This window comes from Pedobacter sp. NEAU-ZC8, assembly GCF_059278965.1.
This window is the reverse complement of record NZ_JCAJXC010000021.1, coordinates 1-15,712: the sequence shown is the minus strand read 5'-3', so window position 1 is coordinate 15,712 and position 15,712 is coordinate 1. Positions and strand designations below refer to the sequence as shown.

Sequence of the window (15,712 nt, the reverse complement as noted above, 5' to 3'; positions counted from 1 at the left end):
AGGGATGTTCTTACGAGCATCCCTTTTTCATGTTATTTATATTTTAGATGGTTGCATAGTGCTCAACGAATTTAGCTAAAGCAGCAGAATAGCCCATTTCGTTATCATACCATGAAACAACTTTTACAAAGTTTTCATTCAATGCGATACCTGCATCAGCATCAAAAATAGATGCATGCTCATCACCGATGAAATCAGATGAAACAACCTGATCTTCAGTGTAACCAAGAACACCCTTCAAGTAGCCTTCAGAAGCTTCTTTCATTGCATTTTTGATGTCTTCATAAGTAGCTGGTTTTTCCAAACGTACAGTTAAATCCACAACAGAAACGTCAGCTACAGGAACACGGAAAGCCATACCAGTAAGTTTACCTTTTAATTCAGGGATAACTTTAGTAACCGCTTTAGCTGCGCCAGTTGCAGAAGGAATGATGTTAGAGTAAGCACCACGACCACCTCTCCAGTCTTTAGCAGAAGGTCCGTCAACAGTTTTCTGCGTTGCAGTTACCGCGTGAACTGTGCTCATTAAACCTTCAACAATACCGAACTTATCGTTAAGTACCTTTGCGATTGGGGCAAGACAGTTTGTTGTACAAGATGCATTGGAAACAATCGTCTGGTCAGCAGTTAATTTATCATGGTTAACGCCCATTACGTAAGTTGGGATAGAATCATCTTTTGCTGGAGCAGAAAGAACAACTTTCTTAGCACCTGCCTGGATGTGTTTCTTAGCATCAGCTTCCGTTAAGAATAAACCAGTTGACTCGATTACTACGTCAACACCAACTTCATCCCATTTAAGGTTTGCAGGATCTTTTTCAGCAGTGATACGGATGGTTTTACCATTTACCACTAAGTGTCCGTTTTCAACCTCGATGGTGCCATCAAAACGGCCGTGTGTTGAATCATATTTCAACATATAAGCCATGTAAGTTGGTTCTACAAGATCGTTTATCGCAACAACATCTAATCCTCTTTTAAGTGCAGCCCTGAAAACCAGTCTGCCAATACGACCAAAGCCGTTTATTCCAATTTTGCTCATTGTACTAATTTGAATAATAGTTTAATAAATTATATATAGGTTCTTTTATAATGGTGGTGATGTTGATGTTATGTTTCTCTGCGACGGTTAGAAGGCGATCTTCAAACTGTCCGGCAACACTACCAATAAAATGTATTTCTTGTTCAGGATATGCCTTTATTGTAGGTAACAAGTAGGTCTTCATAAATTGATCAAATCCTTGATCGATCATTTCCTGTATTGCAGGATGAGACCTGTGTTCTACAAAAAAGTCGAAGAATGAGCTTAAGAATTGCTCGGGCATCGGCTTTCTATATATTTTTTCAAGAATCAGTGGCCGGTCTAAGTTTGACTTCTGCGTAAAAGCTTTGTGCAGGTCCTTTGGTAGTTTGCCCTGGATAAACTTTTTCAGCAGCGTCTTGCCTAAATGGATCGAGGAGCCCTCGTCACCAAGGATAAAACCTAATCCAAAATTGTTTTGTTTTGGAATAGTTCCATTAAAATAGGCACAATTTGAACCGCTTCCGAGCACCGCTACGATTCCACTGTTGTTATAGCATGCTGCAACTGCAGCACCATACAGATCATCCTTAACGGTGATCTCACTATACTTGAAGAACTTTGAAAGAATCAATGCAAGCTCCCTGCTACGTGCTTCGCTGCTTGCACCAGAAGCAAAGACATAGATCTTCTTGATGCGTTCCGCATTATTTATGAGGATCGATTTTTTATTCAGGGCATCTAAGATCGTCTTCTCATTGTTATGGCATGGATTGATACCGGGCATCGTACATTCTGCAACTGTCTTGCCCTCGCGGGCGATTTTCCAATGTGCAGCTTTCGAGCCACTGTATACCACTGCTACCATATCAGATCGATAATACCTTAGTCATTTCTAACAGATCATCTTCAAGCTTAAAGGAATGTTCGGTAAGTGCTTCGTCAAGGCTAGTCACTTTTACATCATTACCGCGAAGTCCAACCATCGCTGCGGTGGTTCCTTTGAAGAGTTCATTTACCGCTGCAAAGCCTAGTCGGCTGCCTAAGATCCGGTCGGCACTACTCGGGCTACCACCACGTTGTAAGTGGCCAAGGATGGTAACTTTGGTGTCGTAATGATTGAAGCGCTCCTTTACTTTTTTGGCGATATCATAGGCGCCACCAGCTTTATGACCTTCGGCAACGATTACAATACTGGAAGATTTCTTTGTCAAAGCACCAATTTCAAGTTGATTTACCAACTCGTCGATACTGGTTTGTTTTTCAGGAAGCAGTACAGCTTCTGCACCCGAAGCAATGCCGCTTCTTAGTGCAATGCATCCAGAATCACGGCCCATAACTTCAATAAAAAAGAGCCGGTCGTGTGCGTCTGCAGTATCCCGTATCTTATCAATGGCTTCGATCACCGTATTCATAGCGGTGTCGTATCCAAGTGTGAAGTCAGATCCAAATAGGTCATTGTCAATTGTTCCAGGAACACCCATCACCTTTACACCAAATTTTTCAGAGAAAATCTTGGCTCCGGTGAAGGTTCCATCGCCCCCAATCACAACTAATCCGTCGATATTACGTGCTTTTAAGTTATTGTATGCCGTTTGCATGCCTTCTTCTGTCATGAAAGGTTTGCAACGTGCTGTTTTAAGAATTGTGCCACCTAAATGGATGATATTGCTTACGGAACGGGCATCCATGGGAATGATGTTATCATCAATAAGTCCTTGATATCCCTGTTTAACACCAAACATGTTAGCTCCGTTGAATATACCGGTACGAACAACTGCCCTTATACAGGCATTCATACCGGGAGCGTCTCCTCCAGAGGTTAGTACGGCAATATTATTTATATTTTGGTTCATATTTTAATTAAACGAATATAACGTGTATTTACTACACTAAGTAATTTATCTTGTTTTTTTTACATTAACTTGAACTTGCACTTAAAGAATAAATCGTCTGAATTTGGTATTTGCATTAGTGAAATACACTACTATTTATCTCCTGCGTAAATCTATCAGGAGCAAGATGTAAAAAATATTATAAAAACGGGAATAGAGTGGGGATAAATGGAACTCCGGGAAACACTTTTTGTTAGGCAAAGCGCAAAATATATTTACATTTACTGTGTTATTTACACTAACCCTGGTTTATAACGGAAATAATTAACTTTATATATTAACAAACTCAATTAATTTGAATTGCCGGATATAATTTCGGGATTTCAGGTTAAGATCAAACTTATTTATTTTGAAAGAAGAACTACCTCAATTTAATTCTACCTTTTCGATTGACTGCGTGATTTTCGGATTTGATGGTGGTGAACTGAAAATACTGTTAATTGAGCGTAATGAAGAGCCCTTTAAAGATTGGTGGGCACTACCTGGAAACCTGGTAAGAGCAAACGAAAGTCTTGATCAATCAGCATCCCGAATCTTGAACGAACTTACGGGACTGGGTGATATCTACATGGAACAATATTATACTTTCGGTGATCCGGACCGTCACCCGCAAGGTAGGGTGGTTAGTATTGCCTATTATGCACTATTACGCTTAGGTGGTGATAAGGCCCTTAAGCCAATAAGCACTTATGCTAAACAGGCCCACTGGGTGAATGTTAAAGATCTTCCCAAACTCGCGTTCGACCACCAACAGATTTTTGATAAAGGATTGGAAAAGATTAAACGCCGGATTAAACATCAGCCGATTGCATTCGAATTGCTGCCCGAAAAGTTCACCCTCACGCAATTGCAAAACGTTTATGAGTTAATCCTCGGAAAAAAGCTTGATAAACGGAACTTCAGGAAGAAAATGTTGAGCTTTGGTGTGCTGAGAGATCTGGAGGAAAAGCAAAAGGGCGTTTCTTTCAGAGCTGCTACCTTATATCGCTTTGACAAGCGAAAGTATGCGAAGCTTTTCGGCAAAGAAATATCCTTTTAGCGAGTTGGTAAGGGCGGCATATAGGCACTTGAGGCAACAGCCTGGTAGCTAAGAAACTTTAAACTCCGTTACTGCGCGACTTATAACAAAAACGCCGGACATGATTCATGTCCGGCGTTTTTGTTATATCAAATTGGGAATTACAATTTAGTCATTTTTGACGTTCTTAAATGGTAGTCAACCAAATCATCTATAGGGGAGCGAATGATTTTTCCGATACCCATTTCATATTTGTCTGCAACAACGCTTAAGATATCTCTAAAGCTGTAACCAACAGATCCAATCACGTTTAACTTATAGTCTTTGTAGTTAGGATAGTGAATTACCAGGTTTTCGAAAAATGCGCTGAATGCGTAGTTAACGGTTTCAAATGTATACTCTTCGTAGCTGTCTTTAAAATCGTACAAGAATTTGCTAAAGCTCGCACAAAAACGGTTAGGAAGTGGTTTGTTGTAGATGTTGTCGAATATGTCCTCGTTAGTTAATGCGAAATTATCATAGAAAGCTTCTCTCAATCCTTTTGGCATGTAGCCTTTCATGTAGTCAGCAAGTATTCTTTTGCCGATAAAACATCCGCTACCTTCATCACCTAAGAAGTATCCAAGCGAATCGATGTTTAAAGAGATGTCTTTACCATCATAAAGGCAGGTGTTTGTTCCTGTACCCAAGATTGCTGCAAATCCTGCTTCGTCACCCAATAGTGCTCTGCAAGAAGCCAACAGATCGTGGCCGATATTGATCTCCGCATTTGGGAAGATTTGTTGCATGGCGTCAGCAACTATTTTTTTGTTCGCGTCTGTTGAACAGCCGGCACCATAATAGTAAACTTCAGTAAGTTTTTCGGTTTCTAAATGGTCAGGTAAACCTACTTTTAGCGAACCTACTATATATTCTGTATTGGAGAAATATGGATTGTACCCTTCTGTATTAAATAGAATTTTTCTTCCGGCTTCGTTAATTAAACACCAATTGGTTTTGGTGGAACCTCCATCTGCAATAACTATCATGTTAATTTAAATTTTTCGGGATAAATGTAGAAATTCTTAATTCGTTGAGATTAGTTTTTTTCATAATTTATTTTTTTCAGTGTTTCTAAACGTTAGACATTAGGTTAAAAGTAGGTTATGATTTGGTTAAGGGAGGACCAAAAAGTATTAAATAATTGATGGTTCGGCCCTAAAATTACGTTTGTTATTCTCATTTCCAAATTTTACGGGGCGATTGAGACACATTTTGTTACGTTTTATCTCATCTATTGCGCCTGCTTTTAGGTACTATAGCGCTGTAAATAAATCAGGTGTAATACATTGTATGCAGAAATCCCCGGCACATGCGTGTATGGATCTTCAGAAATTGAAGTGTAAAATTTTAAATGCTTAATGTAATGCAGTGTTACATTTTCAATATTTGTGATAAACCACATCAATTATTTAACAAGTAGACGATATGATCAACAAAATAGATTTCCGAAGTGATACCGTTACTAAGCCGACAGCCGAAATGCGGGAAGCCATGATGCAGGCGAAGGTGGGGGATGATGTTTTTGAGGAAGATGAAACAGTGAATGCGCTAGAAGCTAAACTCTGCCGGATGTTTAATATGGAAGCTGGACTATTCTGTCCCTCAGGCACCATGACCAATCAGATCGCGATCAAATGTTTCACAAATCCAATGGACGAGGTCATTTGCGACCAGACCGCTCACGTGTACCGCTATGAGGGAGGCGGAATTGCCTACAACTCACTTGCTTCCGTACGGCTCCTGCATGGCGAGCGCGGTATACTGACTACTGACCTGATAGAACCTGAAATCAACGAGGAGAATATACACTATCCAAATTCTACATTGGTTGTGCTTGAAAACACGGTGAACAAAGGTGGCGGAGCATGTTATACATTGGATCAGATTGCACCCATACACAACCTTTGTAAGATCAAGGGGCTAAAACTGCACCTGGATGGTGCACGCTTATTTAATGCGTTGATTGCAACTGGCGACAAGGCAAAAGACTATGGGCAGTATTTTGATGGGATATCGATCTGTTTGTCGAAAGGCCTTGGCGCGCCAGTCGGGTCGGTGCTACTTGGCTCAAAGGAGACGATTAATAAAGCAAAGAAAATCCGGAAGGTCCTTGGCGGCGGAATGCGGCAGGCTGGCTTTTTAGCCGCTGCAGGGATTTACGCCCTTGACCATCATGTGCATAGGTTAAAAACCGACCATTCCAGGGCCAAAGCGATCGCGAAAACCTTGTCTGAACTGAACTGGGTAAATGCTGTCATGCCCGTTGAAACAAACATCATTATTTTTCAGGTTAAGCCCAAGTATGCCGCAATCGACGTGGTGCGTAAACTGACGGAGAAAGGAATCTTGTGCAACACGACGAATAGAGATACCATCCGCTTTGTGCTGCATCTTGATATTTCGTCTGAGATGGTAGACCGCGCAATTGAAATCCTGTTACATTTGTATCCATAAACAAGAAACCTGTTCATGAAGAAAATTCTGATTGCCAATAGGGGTGAGATCGCCCTGAGGATCATGCGTTCCGCGAAAGAAATGGGCATCGCCACGGTTGCTGTTTATTCGGAAGCCGATCGGACGGCTTTGCATGTCCAATATGCGGACGAAGCCATCTGTATCGGCCCTGCAGCTTCTAATCAATCGTATCTGCTTACGCATAAAATTATTGAAGCCTGTAAAGTCAGCGGTGCGGATGCAATCCACCCCGGATATGGATTTCTTTCTGAAAACGCAGAGTTTGCAAGGCAGGTGGTTGCTGCCGGAATAACGTTCATCGGGCCTACACCAGAGGCTATGGAAGTCATGGGTAACAAGTTGTCTGCAAAAGCTGCAGCGTTGAAGTACAACATCCCGATGGTTCCCGGTACGGAGGAAGCAATCACCGACGTGGAAGAAGCCAAAAATCGGGCAGTGGAAGTCGGATTTCCAATTCTGATCAAGGCGGCCGCTGGAGGTGGCGGTAAAGGAATGCGTATAGTCAATAAAGTGGAGGATTTTCTGGAGCAGATGCAGCTTGCAGTCAGTGAAGCTACATCGGCTTTCGGCGATGGTGCCGTTTTCATAGAGCGTTACGTTTCCTCTCCAAGGCACATTGAAATACAGGTGCTTGGGGACATGCATGGCAACATTGTTCATCTTTTTGAACGTGAGTGCTCCGTCCAACGGAGGCATCAGAAGGTCATTGAAGAAGCCCCCTCATCGGTGCTTACGGCCGAAATCCGTGCAAAGATGGGCAAGTGTGCCGTGGATGTTGCCCGGGCGGTCAATTATGTTGGCGCTGGTACAGTGGAGTTTATCCTTGATGAAAACCTCGACTTCTTTTTCCTGGAGATGAATACAAGGCTGCAGGTTGAACACCCGGTTACGGAGATGATCACCGGGCTCGATCTTGTTAAAGAACAGATTAAGATCGCCAGGGCCGAAGCACTAAGTTTCAATCAGGAGGATCTGAAGATAAATGGACATGCAATAGAACTTCGGGTGTATGCTGAAGACCCGGAGAATAACTTTTTGCCTGATATTGGTACATTGGCAACGTACAAAACCCCGAAAGGTAATGGTGTTCGTGTTGATGATGGATTTGAACAAGGTATGGAAATACCCATCTACTATGATCCGATGATTGCCAAGCTAATCACCTTTGGCGCCACAAGAACAGAAGCGATCGAGCGGATGGTTCGAGCAATCTCAGAATATGAGATTACCGGGATACAGACTACACTTGGCTTCGGTAAGTTCGTAATGTTACACGAAGCATTTCGTTCGGGAAATTTCGATACACATTTTGTAAGCAAGTACTACCAGCCCAAATCGGAAATAGCCATGGACGAGTATGAAGCCTTGATTGCTGCAGTTATTGCAGTACAAGCATTAAACAAACAAACAGCATCCTCAATTGCAGTTGAAAGCTTATCTGCTAATCATTGGAGAAAAAACAGATTATATAAATAACATGTTTACAGGAATAATCGAAACACTTGGAACCGTCGAGGCCGTGCGAAAGGAACAGGACAATGTACACTTCACCGTAACCTCCGAGATTGGCCAGGAACTGAAAATAGATCAAAGTGTGTCTCACAATGGTGTGTGTCTTACGGTAGTTGCTCTTGATGCTGATACCCATACCGTGACCGCTATTCAAGAGACATTAGATAAAACTAATCTTGGGGAGCTTGAAGTTGGTTCAAGAATTAACCTGGAACGTTGCATGCAAATGAATGGCCGTTTGGATGGCCATATCGTGCAAGGCCATGTTGATCAGACAGCGGTGTGTGTGAAAAAAGAAGAACTAGAGGGTAGCTGGGAATACCGTTTCAAATATGATGCTGCGGGCGGCAATGTGACGGTTGAAAAAGGTTCCATCTGTGTAAACGGCATTAGCTTAACTGTCGTTAACTCATCAGCTGATGAGTTTTCTGTTTTTATAATCCCTTATACGCATGAACATACCAACCTGAATTCGGTTGAAGTAGGTTCTACGGTGAACCTGGAATTTGATATTATCGGAAAATATGTCGCCCGCCTATTAAATAAGTAGCAGCATTATTTACTTAGTACTTTAATTCTGTCTTTAACATAGCTAATGTTTTCAGTGGATTGCTTTTCATCCAGATTGCCTTCCATGTATTTCTTGTAGTAGCGCAGTGCTGCAGCTTTGTTTTTGATTTTGAAGTCATTAAGCAAGCCCAGGCTATAGTAAACATTGCTGCTTGGACTATATTGAAGGCTTCTTAAATAGGCGCTCTGCGCGGATCTGTAAAATCCGGAACGCTCTTGTAAATACGCCAGCATAGCGTAATAGCTTCCCGTGTTCGGTGAAATAGAAGCTACAATTGTTGCATTCGTATATGCACGGGCATTCTTCAGGTCATTTAACTTTTCGTAGCATATGGCGGTGTAGTATAAACTGGATTCAGTAGCCTCAACTCTTCTTTCCAGTACTTTAAATAGGCTAATTGCCTTTTTGAAGTCCTTTTTTTCCATGGCGAGTTTACCCATGCTATTGATCACGAAGGATGAACTGTCGCCATTTAGCAGCAACATTTCTCCAGCTTCCTGCGCCTCGTCCAATTTCTTTAACGATACACAGAGTGGAAGCCTGGCCTTTAGCAGCAGATAGTTGCTCGTGTCTGCCTCCCATGCATGCTTCAGAACCTGATATGCTACGGTTAGTTGCTTTTGTTTGCTCAATTCGGTGGCCAGCTCATAGGCAACATCGCCATCTGTCGGCTTAATTTGATTGGCTTTGGTAAGATATTGCATCTTTTCAATAGGGTCATCTAAACTGTTCGCCAGCAGCTTAAGTGCCCTGAAATTGTTGCTGTCTACAGCCAGCACCTGCCTGTAAAATCCTCTGGCTTTTTCTTCATTTCCTCTCTTGGCGTAAATGCTTGCGAGGCTAAATAGTACAGCTATGTTTTTGGCATCCGCCTGGCTTAGCTTTATATACTGCGCCTCGGCAACCTTGAGGTCACCAGCCATATTACTGGCATAGGCGAGCATTGCAGTTGCTTTTAGGTCCTCGGGATCCGCGCCAAATACATGTTTGAGCAATTTGGCAGCCTCGTCATACCGTTGAGACTGATAATATTCCAGTAATTGTTCCTGCTCGGTAGTTTTCAATGCTTGTGCAATTGAGAAAGAGGAACAAAAAAATAACAGAACAAGCGTGCATATGTATTTCATAGAGCCATATGTTAATTATATAACTAATATATTAGTTATACTTTGAAATACAAAGCGTTTCTGGTCTGAATATTAACGGACGTGTGTCCCGTTGAACATGGCGGCAGGGAAAGCGGCACAATTTATAGCTCACACCCTTTTTGGTATGATTTTTTCTAAGCATGCACAAAAGGGTAGAAGTCCATTTAATCTGAAAATTATCTTAGTTTTACACGCAAACAAAACGTTCATATATGAAGAAAATATTATTATCAGTAGCAGTATTAATCGGAATTAGTTCTGCAGCCTTTAGCCAGGTATTGCCCAGTGTACAGGTGGGTTTGCGCGGTGGTGCTAACCTGTCGAATTTTAGCACAAACAATACTTTCAGCAGTGAAAATACAGCCGGATATTTCATAGGGCTTTATTCAAGATTTGGCGCTGGTGGTATTCATGCGCAACCGGAGATATATGTTGCTGGTAAAAATGCCGATCTCAAGAGTGCCGATGGTACAGAAGTTAATGAGGTTCGCTTTACCAGTATTGATGTTCCCGTTCTGATTGGAACCAAGATCGGCGCGGCAGGTGTTGGTGTACGCCTACAAACCGGACCAATGGTTTCATTTGTGTTGGATCAGTCGCAGTCTGCAAATCAAGCGACAAGTAAGATCTTTAATGGAAATTTCAAAGATCAAAACTTCGCATGGCAATTCGGCCTTGGTCTGGATGTCGGTAAATTAGGTGCCGATCTTCGCTACGAACTAGGCTTGAGCGATGTCGCAAAAGAAGGGTACCAAGACAGTAAAATGAGCTTGTTTACGCTTGGGCTTTCATATAGATTATTTTAAGTTTAATGTACGACACAAAAAAAGAGGCATTTAACAGCCTCTTTTTTTGTGTCTAAACTTTTGCAGGTCTAATTAATTAGATTTTTCAATTTCTTTAAGTTCATAGATAAATGCGCCTTTTATTGGTCTGATTGGTGATTCGTGGGCAATACTCAGTACTCTTACGAAGCATGCCCCAAAGTAAAAGATCATTGATGAGTAGAAAATAAAGAGCATAATTAAAATAACGGAACCGGAGGTCCCATAAATGCTTCCAATATTGCTAAGCGGCAGCATTATTCTCAGGATATACTTGCCGAGCGTAAATAGCACCCCGGTGAGTAGTCCTCCAATCATGGAATCTTTCCAGGTAGGGCGGCCATTCGTTAAAAATCGAAACATTACCGTGAACCAGGTCGACACGATTGCAATGAACACCAGCTGGTTCAATGCCGCATTAAGATAGCGGCTAAAATTTGGCGAAGAGTCATTCAGGTACGATCCGATGAAGGCCTGGATACCATCTGTAAGCAGACCAACCGTAAAAAGGAAGCCTGCCAGGATGATGATAACCATAGACCGGGCACGCAGCTTCAACTTAAACATAAAACTGGAATGCGGTTTTATTCCAATCGACCATATCTGATCCATGGAACCTTTAATCACACTAAAAAGGGTGGTGGCGACAAACAGGAAGAATACAAAACTAATCAGCGTTGCGATCCAGTTCTGGTCCACGGCTCTGATGTTTTCAAGCGTATTCCGGATTTGGTCGATACTACTTTTATCCAGAATGTTTTCCAGCCGTTCAAACAACCGTTGAGCAAAGGTTTTTCGATCCATAAAGAAGCCGAAAAGCCGGATAAGGATAATCAAAATCGGGGGCAGTGCAAAGTTGGCGAAGAAGGCCGTAGCTCCCGCAAGTCGCAGCGGATCATTCTTCTGTAGCAAATCGAAGGCTGCTTTGAATTGCAATAAAAATGTTCTTACGAAAGTAAACGTCATCTATTTTGGCCAGAATTGTTTTCGAATGTAATTAATTAATTTAAAACGAGCCTAAGATCCTTTTTAATTCCTTTGCATTGTAAACCGCGTGGGTATTGATGTCATTATTGAAATAAACGAAGGCTTGCTTTACATTTTTGTTGCTTAGTAAAATCTTAGAGAAACGCGTTAAAGCTTCATCGGTATAGCTGCTGGCGTAAACTTGTTCATCTCCATGGAAACGATAATATAGTAGGGCTGAGGTGTTAATTAGCTCGGCCGGAAAGTTGGGATGGCTCATGCCGCAGAAGCTTATGTTGTGTGCTTCAAACGCTTTAAATACCTCTTCGTTCCACCAACTCGGATGCCTGAACTCCATCACATTATTCATGCAAGGATCAAGGCTGTTTATAATTCTTTGAAGCTTTTCTCCTGAATATTGAAAATTTGGCGGCATTTGGAAAAGGCAACATGCGCATTTGTCCTGAAGCCCCGCTTTCACTGCGGTATAAAAATCCTGGAGCATCCCCTGGGTGCCAATGAACTTTTTGAACTGCGTGATCGCTCTCGGTGCTTTTACCGCAAATTGAAAGCCTGGTGGGCTTGTGTTGTACCATTGCTGCAAGTTCTCAACTCTGGGAAAGCGATAGAATGTGACGTTAAGTTCCAAGGTGTTGAAATGTTCACAATAGTAGCTGAACCAGTATTTCTGTGCGAGTTTATCGGGGTAGAACGAGCCTCTCCAATGTTTATAGTGGAATCCCGAACAGCCAATATGCGTAATAACCGTGGGCATTTTACAGAAAAACAAGAAGCACTGGGCTGATGTTTGCAGTTTCCTAACCTGTTTTAGGAGGAAAATGGCGAATATTGCTTTTCAATATATAGCGAATATGAAACGTAGTAAAATAAGATTCAGGGCTGCATGTTTGTTCGTTCTTGCGTTGATGTTACTTTCATCGTCGATTTTTGCCCAGGCGGAACGGATTGAGAACAAGTACAGCGCCTCCAGGTTTAAAGACTTCTTCAACCGAAATCATATAGATAGTATCTACGATCTACTTTCGCCGGACATGCAGGCCGCATTACCAAGGGAAAAAGCACATGAATTTCTCGGCGCATTGAAAGCGCAGGCTGGAGTCATCCGGCGTATGGATTTTAAAAGATATGATGGACCATATGCCTCCTATAAAACATCTTTCGGTAAAGGCACTTTTGCCGTGAATATCGCGCTGGATGCTAATCACCGGATAAACGGTTTTTTTGTTAAGCCATATGAAGACGATAGTCTGATTAAACCTGAGCGTACAACAACCTCGCTGAATCTTCCATTTAAGGGAGAATGGACCGTTGTTTGGGGTGGGGACACGAAAGAACTGAACTACCATGTAGAGGATACTGCACAGAAGAATGCCTTCGATTTTGTAATTACTGATGCAAAAGGAAAATCCTTCAAATCAACCGGGAAAACCAATGCGGATTATTATGCATTTGGTCAGCCAATTTTTGCGCCTTGTGATGCGGAGGTGATTGATGTTATCGACGGGGTCATAGATAATAAACCTGGAGAGATGAATAAACTTGATATCACCGGAAATACGGTGGTGCTTAGAACCTCGAAGGATGAATACCTCTTCTTTGCGCATTTCAAGCAACATTCTATCAAAGTAAAAAAGGGCATGCAAGTTAGCGCAGGTACCCTGCTGGGATTGTGCGGTAATTCTGGACATTCTTCTGAGCCACACCTACACTTCCATATTCAGAATACAAACGATCTGTTTTCTGGTACAGGGATTAAAGCTTACTTCGAATCAATAAAAGTAAATGGATCGGTTAGGAAAGATTACTCGCCGATTCAAAAGGATAAAATTAGCGCCGTAAAGTAATGGGCTGATCTTGAAAATTATGTATATGAATAACGTAGAAATCATTGAATACCAAGCTGAATATCAAACAAGCTTTGAGCGTCTTAATAAGGCCTGGCTCGAAATGTATTTTACCCTCGAGCCGATCGACCGCTATGTGCTGGAACAACCTGAAGAAGCTATCCTCAAACCCGGCGGCATCATCTTGCTGGCGCGTTATGATAACAAGATAATTGGTACTGTGGCCCTGAAGGTTATTGAGCCTGGGGTTTATGAGATGACAAAGATGTCTGTTGATCAAGCATACCAGGGAATTGGCGCAGGAAAAAAGTTATGCGCAGCTGCTATTGCCAGAGCAAAGCAAATCAATGCTAAACGTTTATTGCTTTATACAACAAGTATTCTGGAGACGGCCATCTCCATTTACAGGAAGCAAGGTTTTGTAGATGTACCACTTGAGCCAGGTGTTTATGAACGTGCTAATGTAAAAATGGAATATCCACTTCATCAGCAGTAGAAATTAACCACATGGATTTGGATGCCGGCTTTGTGCCGGCATTTTTTGTGGCCCGTACTTTCAGGCTTTGGGTGGAATAGAATTCTCAATTTGCGTTGCGCGAGAAATCCCCATACCGGAGCAGTATTTTCCCAACTTTCCTCATTTTACGCGTTTTTCACGCAGAATTTACTTTTGGACAGCGCTAAAGTAGGGTTGAAATTTCTCGTTTTTGGCTGTTTTTGGCTGGTTTTCTTGGGTTCGTGAAAATATTTTTAAATTTTTTCCTCCGGATGATAGTGTAGGTCTGCGTTAAACCGCATATGTGCTGGTTGTAATCTCCTCAGTTTTTGATTATGGCGGGGTGTTGGTTAATCTATTAATTTTTAGTTAGTTGGATGATAATTCTGGCGGCTTTTAGTTAAGGATGCTTAACCATAAGTATTGGTTTTTATGGATGGTATTTGGTTGTTTTGTGCTGCTTTGGTGGGGGATGCTGGGGGCTTAGTGTATTTTTTAGGGGCTTACAGTAATCAAATACGTAGCCAAAAGGTGTATATACCGTATAAATATTTTTAAATATGGTATAAATCCCAAAATGTTGCGTAATATTGCATTGTCAAACAACAACAAAAACATCACCCTATAAAATCACACAAAATGAGGTCTACCAGCCCAATCACAAACAACAAATTCAAAGCAGCAGCATTAGCACTAGCTTTATTCGCAACCACTTTCACCGCATGTAAGAAATCCGCAGATGAGGATTTTGCACCACAGGAGTCCGTAAATCAAAGTGAAACCGTAGTTTCCACAGATGACCTGGGAGAAACCGCAGAGAAAGGCAGCTACCACTTAAAAGACCATACTTTAAAAGGAACCTTCAAGTTTCCGATTGGTGCGGCAGTAGTAAAAGAGTTACTTGATGATCCTTTGTATGCTAAAACCTTAGTTAAAGACTTCTCCAGACTAAGTTCTGAAAGTAACTTTAAATGGGGTGCTGTGCACCCGTCAATTGACAAGTATACTTTTGCAAAAGCGGACGCAATTGTAGCCTTTGCAGAAAAGAACAACATGAAAGTTCATGGCCACACCTTGCTTTGGGCACATGATGGAAATGAACCGCAATGGGTTAAGAATTTTCAAGGTGATAAAGCAGCTTGGGAGAAATTGATGAAGGACCACATCACCACTGTTATGACACACTTCAAAGGTCGTGTACAATCTTGGGATGTTGTAAATGAGCCAGTTAAAGAAGGTGGTGTTTATACCAACAGCATCTGGTACCGTAAGCTTGGTAAGGACTGGGTAATCAAAGCCTTCAAATACGCTCAGGCAGCGGATCCAAAAGCCAAACTTTTCTTGAATGACTATGGCCAGGAGTATGGTGGCAAGAAAATGCAGGAGCTTTTGAATATTGTAGATGAAGCCAGGAAACAAGGTGTTACCATTCATGGTATGGGCTTTCAATTGCACACAGTATTGCGGATGGAAACCAAGCTTATAAACAACAATTTAAAATTGGCAGCAGATAAGGGATTATTGATACATATTTCTGAGTTGGACATCTCTGTGAAATATGGCATGCCGAAAACCTTCCCGCTTAGCGATGCAATGGCAAGGGCACAAGGCGCTAAGTTCAAAGAGATTGTTGCAGGTTACCTGAATACTGTTCCTAAAGCGCAACAATGGGGTATCACCACCTGGGGTGTATCAGATAAAACTTCGTATTTCAATAAAGGATATGTAAACGCTGATCACGACTATCCATTATTATTCGGAAAAGACTACAAAGCGAAATGGGCTTACAGGGGTTTCATTGAAGCAGGTCTGAACAGATATCCAGGTTCATTCTAAAAAGAAAACATTAATAAATGCTTATAGGGAAGGTGGCTCAGCG

General features: G+C 41.8%; 15 protein-coding genes. 8 read left to right on the top strand and 7 right to left on the bottom strand.

The genetic code is table 11. The features are described 5' to 3' along the window. Positions 1-43: 43 nt before the first annotated feature. Genes gap through pfkA form a run of 3 tightly spaced genes read right to left on the bottom strand, consistent with a single transcriptional unit; the run spans position 44 to position 2,877 of the window. Entirely contained in the window at positions 44-1,042 is a 999-nt protein-coding gene (gap, locus tag AC5WJX_RS15375; protein ID WP_440431030.1) for a type I glyceraldehyde-3-phosphate dehydrogenase, read from the bottom strand. A 4-nt stretch (positions 1,043-1,046) separates the two neighbouring features. Next, on the bottom strand, positions 1,047-1,889 hold the full coding sequence (locus AC5WJX_RS15370) for a hypothetical protein (RefSeq protein WP_440431028.1): 843 nt from the start codon (positions 1,887-1,889) through the stop codon (positions 1,047-1,049). Position 1,890: 1 nt separating this feature from the next. Then, the gene (pfkA, locus tag AC5WJX_RS15365; protein ID WP_440431026.1) at positions 1,891-2,877 is read right to left on the bottom strand and encodes a 6-phosphofructokinase; all 987 of its coding nucleotides are present in this window, start codon (positions 2,875-2,877) and stop codon (positions 1,891-1,893) included. 388 nt (positions 2,878-3,265) lie between these two features. Here pfkA and AC5WJX_RS15360 point away from each other — a divergent pair, with 388 nt between their 5' ends. Beyond that, on the top strand, positions 3,266-3,955 hold the full coding sequence (locus AC5WJX_RS15360) for an NUDIX hydrolase (RefSeq protein WP_440431024.1): 690 nt from the start codon (positions 3,266-3,268) through the stop codon (positions 3,953-3,955). A gap of 140 nt (positions 3,956-4,095) precedes the next feature. Here the strand turns inward: AC5WJX_RS15360 and AC5WJX_RS15355 are convergent, their stop codons facing one another. Then, positions 4,096-4,962, bottom strand: a complete 867-nt coding sequence (locus AC5WJX_RS15355; RefSeq protein WP_494485220.1) for an N-acetylglucosamine kinase — start codon at positions 4,960-4,962, stop codon at positions 4,096-4,098. A gap of 439 nt (positions 4,963-5,401) precedes the next feature. On the opposite strand from AC5WJX_RS15355, the gene AC5WJX_RS15350 reads away from it, so the two are divergent. The 3 genes from AC5WJX_RS15350 to AC5WJX_RS15340 are packed head-to-tail and all read left to right on the top strand — an operon-like array spanning position 5,402 to position 8,513. Further along, a complete protein-coding gene (locus AC5WJX_RS15350; protein ID WP_494485219.1) occupies positions 5,402-6,430 on the top strand; it encodes a threonine aldolase family protein in 1,029 nt (342 codons plus the stop codon). A 15-nt stretch (positions 6,431-6,445) separates the two neighbouring features. After that, positions 6,446-7,927, top strand: coding sequence for an acetyl-CoA carboxylase biotin carboxylase subunit (gene accC / locus AC5WJX_RS15345; RefSeq protein WP_494485218.1), 1,482 nt, complete (start codon positions 6,446-6,448; stop codon positions 7,925-7,927). Position 7,928: 1 nt separating this feature from the next. Beyond that, entirely contained in the window at positions 7,929-8,513 is a 585-nt protein-coding gene (locus AC5WJX_RS15340; protein WP_494485217.1) for a riboflavin synthase, read from the top strand. A gap of 5 nt (positions 8,514-8,518) precedes the next feature. Here the strand turns inward: AC5WJX_RS15340 and AC5WJX_RS15335 are convergent, their stop codons facing one another. After that, positions 8,519-9,598 (bottom strand): tetratricopeptide repeat protein, encoded by a 1,080-nt coding sequence (locus tag AC5WJX_RS15335; RefSeq protein ID WP_440431017.1) that lies wholly within the window; start codon positions 9,596-9,598, stop codon positions 8,519-8,521. 296 nt (positions 9,599-9,894) lie between these two features. On the opposite strand from AC5WJX_RS15335, the gene AC5WJX_RS15330 reads away from it, so the two are divergent. Continuing rightward, the gene (locus AC5WJX_RS15330; protein ID WP_440431015.1) at positions 9,895-10,488 is read left to right on the top strand and encodes a porin family protein; all 594 of its coding nucleotides are present in this window, start codon (positions 9,895-9,897) and stop codon (positions 10,486-10,488) included. A 72-nt stretch (positions 10,489-10,560) separates the two neighbouring features. On the opposite strand, the gene AC5WJX_RS15325 is transcribed toward AC5WJX_RS15330, so the two are convergent. Together AC5WJX_RS15325 and AC5WJX_RS15320 are read right to left on the bottom strand one after the other, a co-directional pair. Continuing rightward, the gene (locus tag AC5WJX_RS15325; protein ID WP_494485216.1) at positions 10,561-11,472 is read right to left on the bottom strand and encodes a YihY/virulence factor BrkB family protein; all 912 of its coding nucleotides are present in this window, start codon (positions 11,470-11,472) and stop codon (positions 10,561-10,563) included. Positions 11,473-11,512: 40 nt separating this feature from the next. After that, on the bottom strand, positions 11,513-12,247 hold the full coding sequence (locus AC5WJX_RS15320; protein WP_494485215.1) for a DUF72 domain-containing protein: 735 nt from the start codon (positions 12,245-12,247) through the stop codon (positions 11,513-11,515). A 97-nt stretch (positions 12,248-12,344) separates the two neighbouring features. Here AC5WJX_RS15320 and AC5WJX_RS15315 point away from each other — a divergent pair, with 97 nt between their 5' ends. The 3 genes from AC5WJX_RS15315 to AC5WJX_RS15305 all read left to right on the top strand — a co-directional run bounded on the left by AC5WJX_RS15315 (position 12,345) and on the right by AC5WJX_RS15305 (position 15,669). Further along, on the top strand, positions 12,345-13,337 hold the full coding sequence (locus tag AC5WJX_RS15315; protein WP_494485214.1) for a peptidoglycan DD-metalloendopeptidase family protein: 993 nt from the start codon (positions 12,345-12,347) through the stop codon (positions 13,335-13,337). 25 nt (positions 13,338-13,362) lie between these two features. After that, on the top strand, positions 13,363-13,833 hold the full coding sequence (locus AC5WJX_RS15310; RefSeq protein ID WP_494485213.1) for a GNAT family N-acetyltransferase: 471 nt from the start codon (positions 13,363-13,365) through the stop codon (positions 13,831-13,833). 639 nt (positions 13,834-14,472) lie between these two features. Then, complete coding sequence (locus AC5WJX_RS15305) at positions 14,473-15,669, top strand: endo-1,4-beta-xylanase (protein ID WP_494482823.1); 1,197 nt, start codon at positions 14,473-14,475, stop codon at positions 15,667-15,669. The last annotated feature ends 43 nt before the right edge of the window (positions 15,670-15,712 follow it).

Coding starts and splice junctions, on each gene's coding strand:
- gap (WP_440431030.1), bottom strand. CDS start 1,042: ATGAGCAAAATTGGAATAAACGGCTTTGGTCGTATTGGCAGACTGGTT.
- AC5WJX_RS15370 (WP_440431028.1), bottom strand. CDS start 1,889: ATGGTAGCAGTGGTATACAGTGGCTCGAAAGCTGCACATTGGAAAATC.
- pfkA (WP_440431026.1), bottom strand. CDS start 2,877: ATGAACCAAAATATAAATAATATTGCCGTACTAACCTCTGGAGGAGAC.
- AC5WJX_RS15355 (WP_494485220.1), bottom strand. CDS start 4,962: ATGATAGTTATTGCAGATGGAGGTTCCACCAAAACCAATTGGTGTTTA.
- AC5WJX_RS15350 (WP_494485219.1), top strand. CDS start 5,402: ATGATCAACAAAATAGATTTCCGAAGTGATACCGTTACTAAGCCGACA.
- accC (WP_494485218.1), top strand. CDS start 6,446: ATGAAGAAAATTCTGATTGCCAATAGGGGTGAGATCGCCCTGAGGATC.
- AC5WJX_RS15340 (WP_494485217.1), top strand. CDS start 7,929: ATGTTTACAGGAATAATCGAAACACTTGGAACCGTCGAGGCCGTGCGA.
- AC5WJX_RS15330 (WP_440431015.1), top strand. CDS start 9,895: ATGAAGAAAATATTATTATCAGTAGCAGTATTAATCGGAATTAGTTCT.
- AC5WJX_RS15325 (WP_494485216.1), bottom strand. CDS start 11,472: ATGACGTTTACTTTCGTAAGAACATTTTTATTGCAATTCAAAGCAGCC.
- AC5WJX_RS15320 (WP_494485215.1), bottom strand. CDS start 12,247: ATGCCCACGGTTATTACGCATATTGGCTGTTCGGGATTCCACTATAAA.
- AC5WJX_RS15315 (WP_494485214.1), top strand. CDS start 12,345: ATGAAACGTAGTAAAATAAGATTCAGGGCTGCATGTTTGTTCGTTCTT.
- AC5WJX_RS15310 (WP_494485213.1), top strand. CDS start 13,363: ATGAATAACGTAGAAATCATTGAATACCAAGCTGAATATCAAACAAGC.
- AC5WJX_RS15305 (WP_494482823.1), top strand. CDS start 14,473: ATGAGGTCTACCAGCCCAATCACAAACAACAAATTCAAAGCAGCAGCA.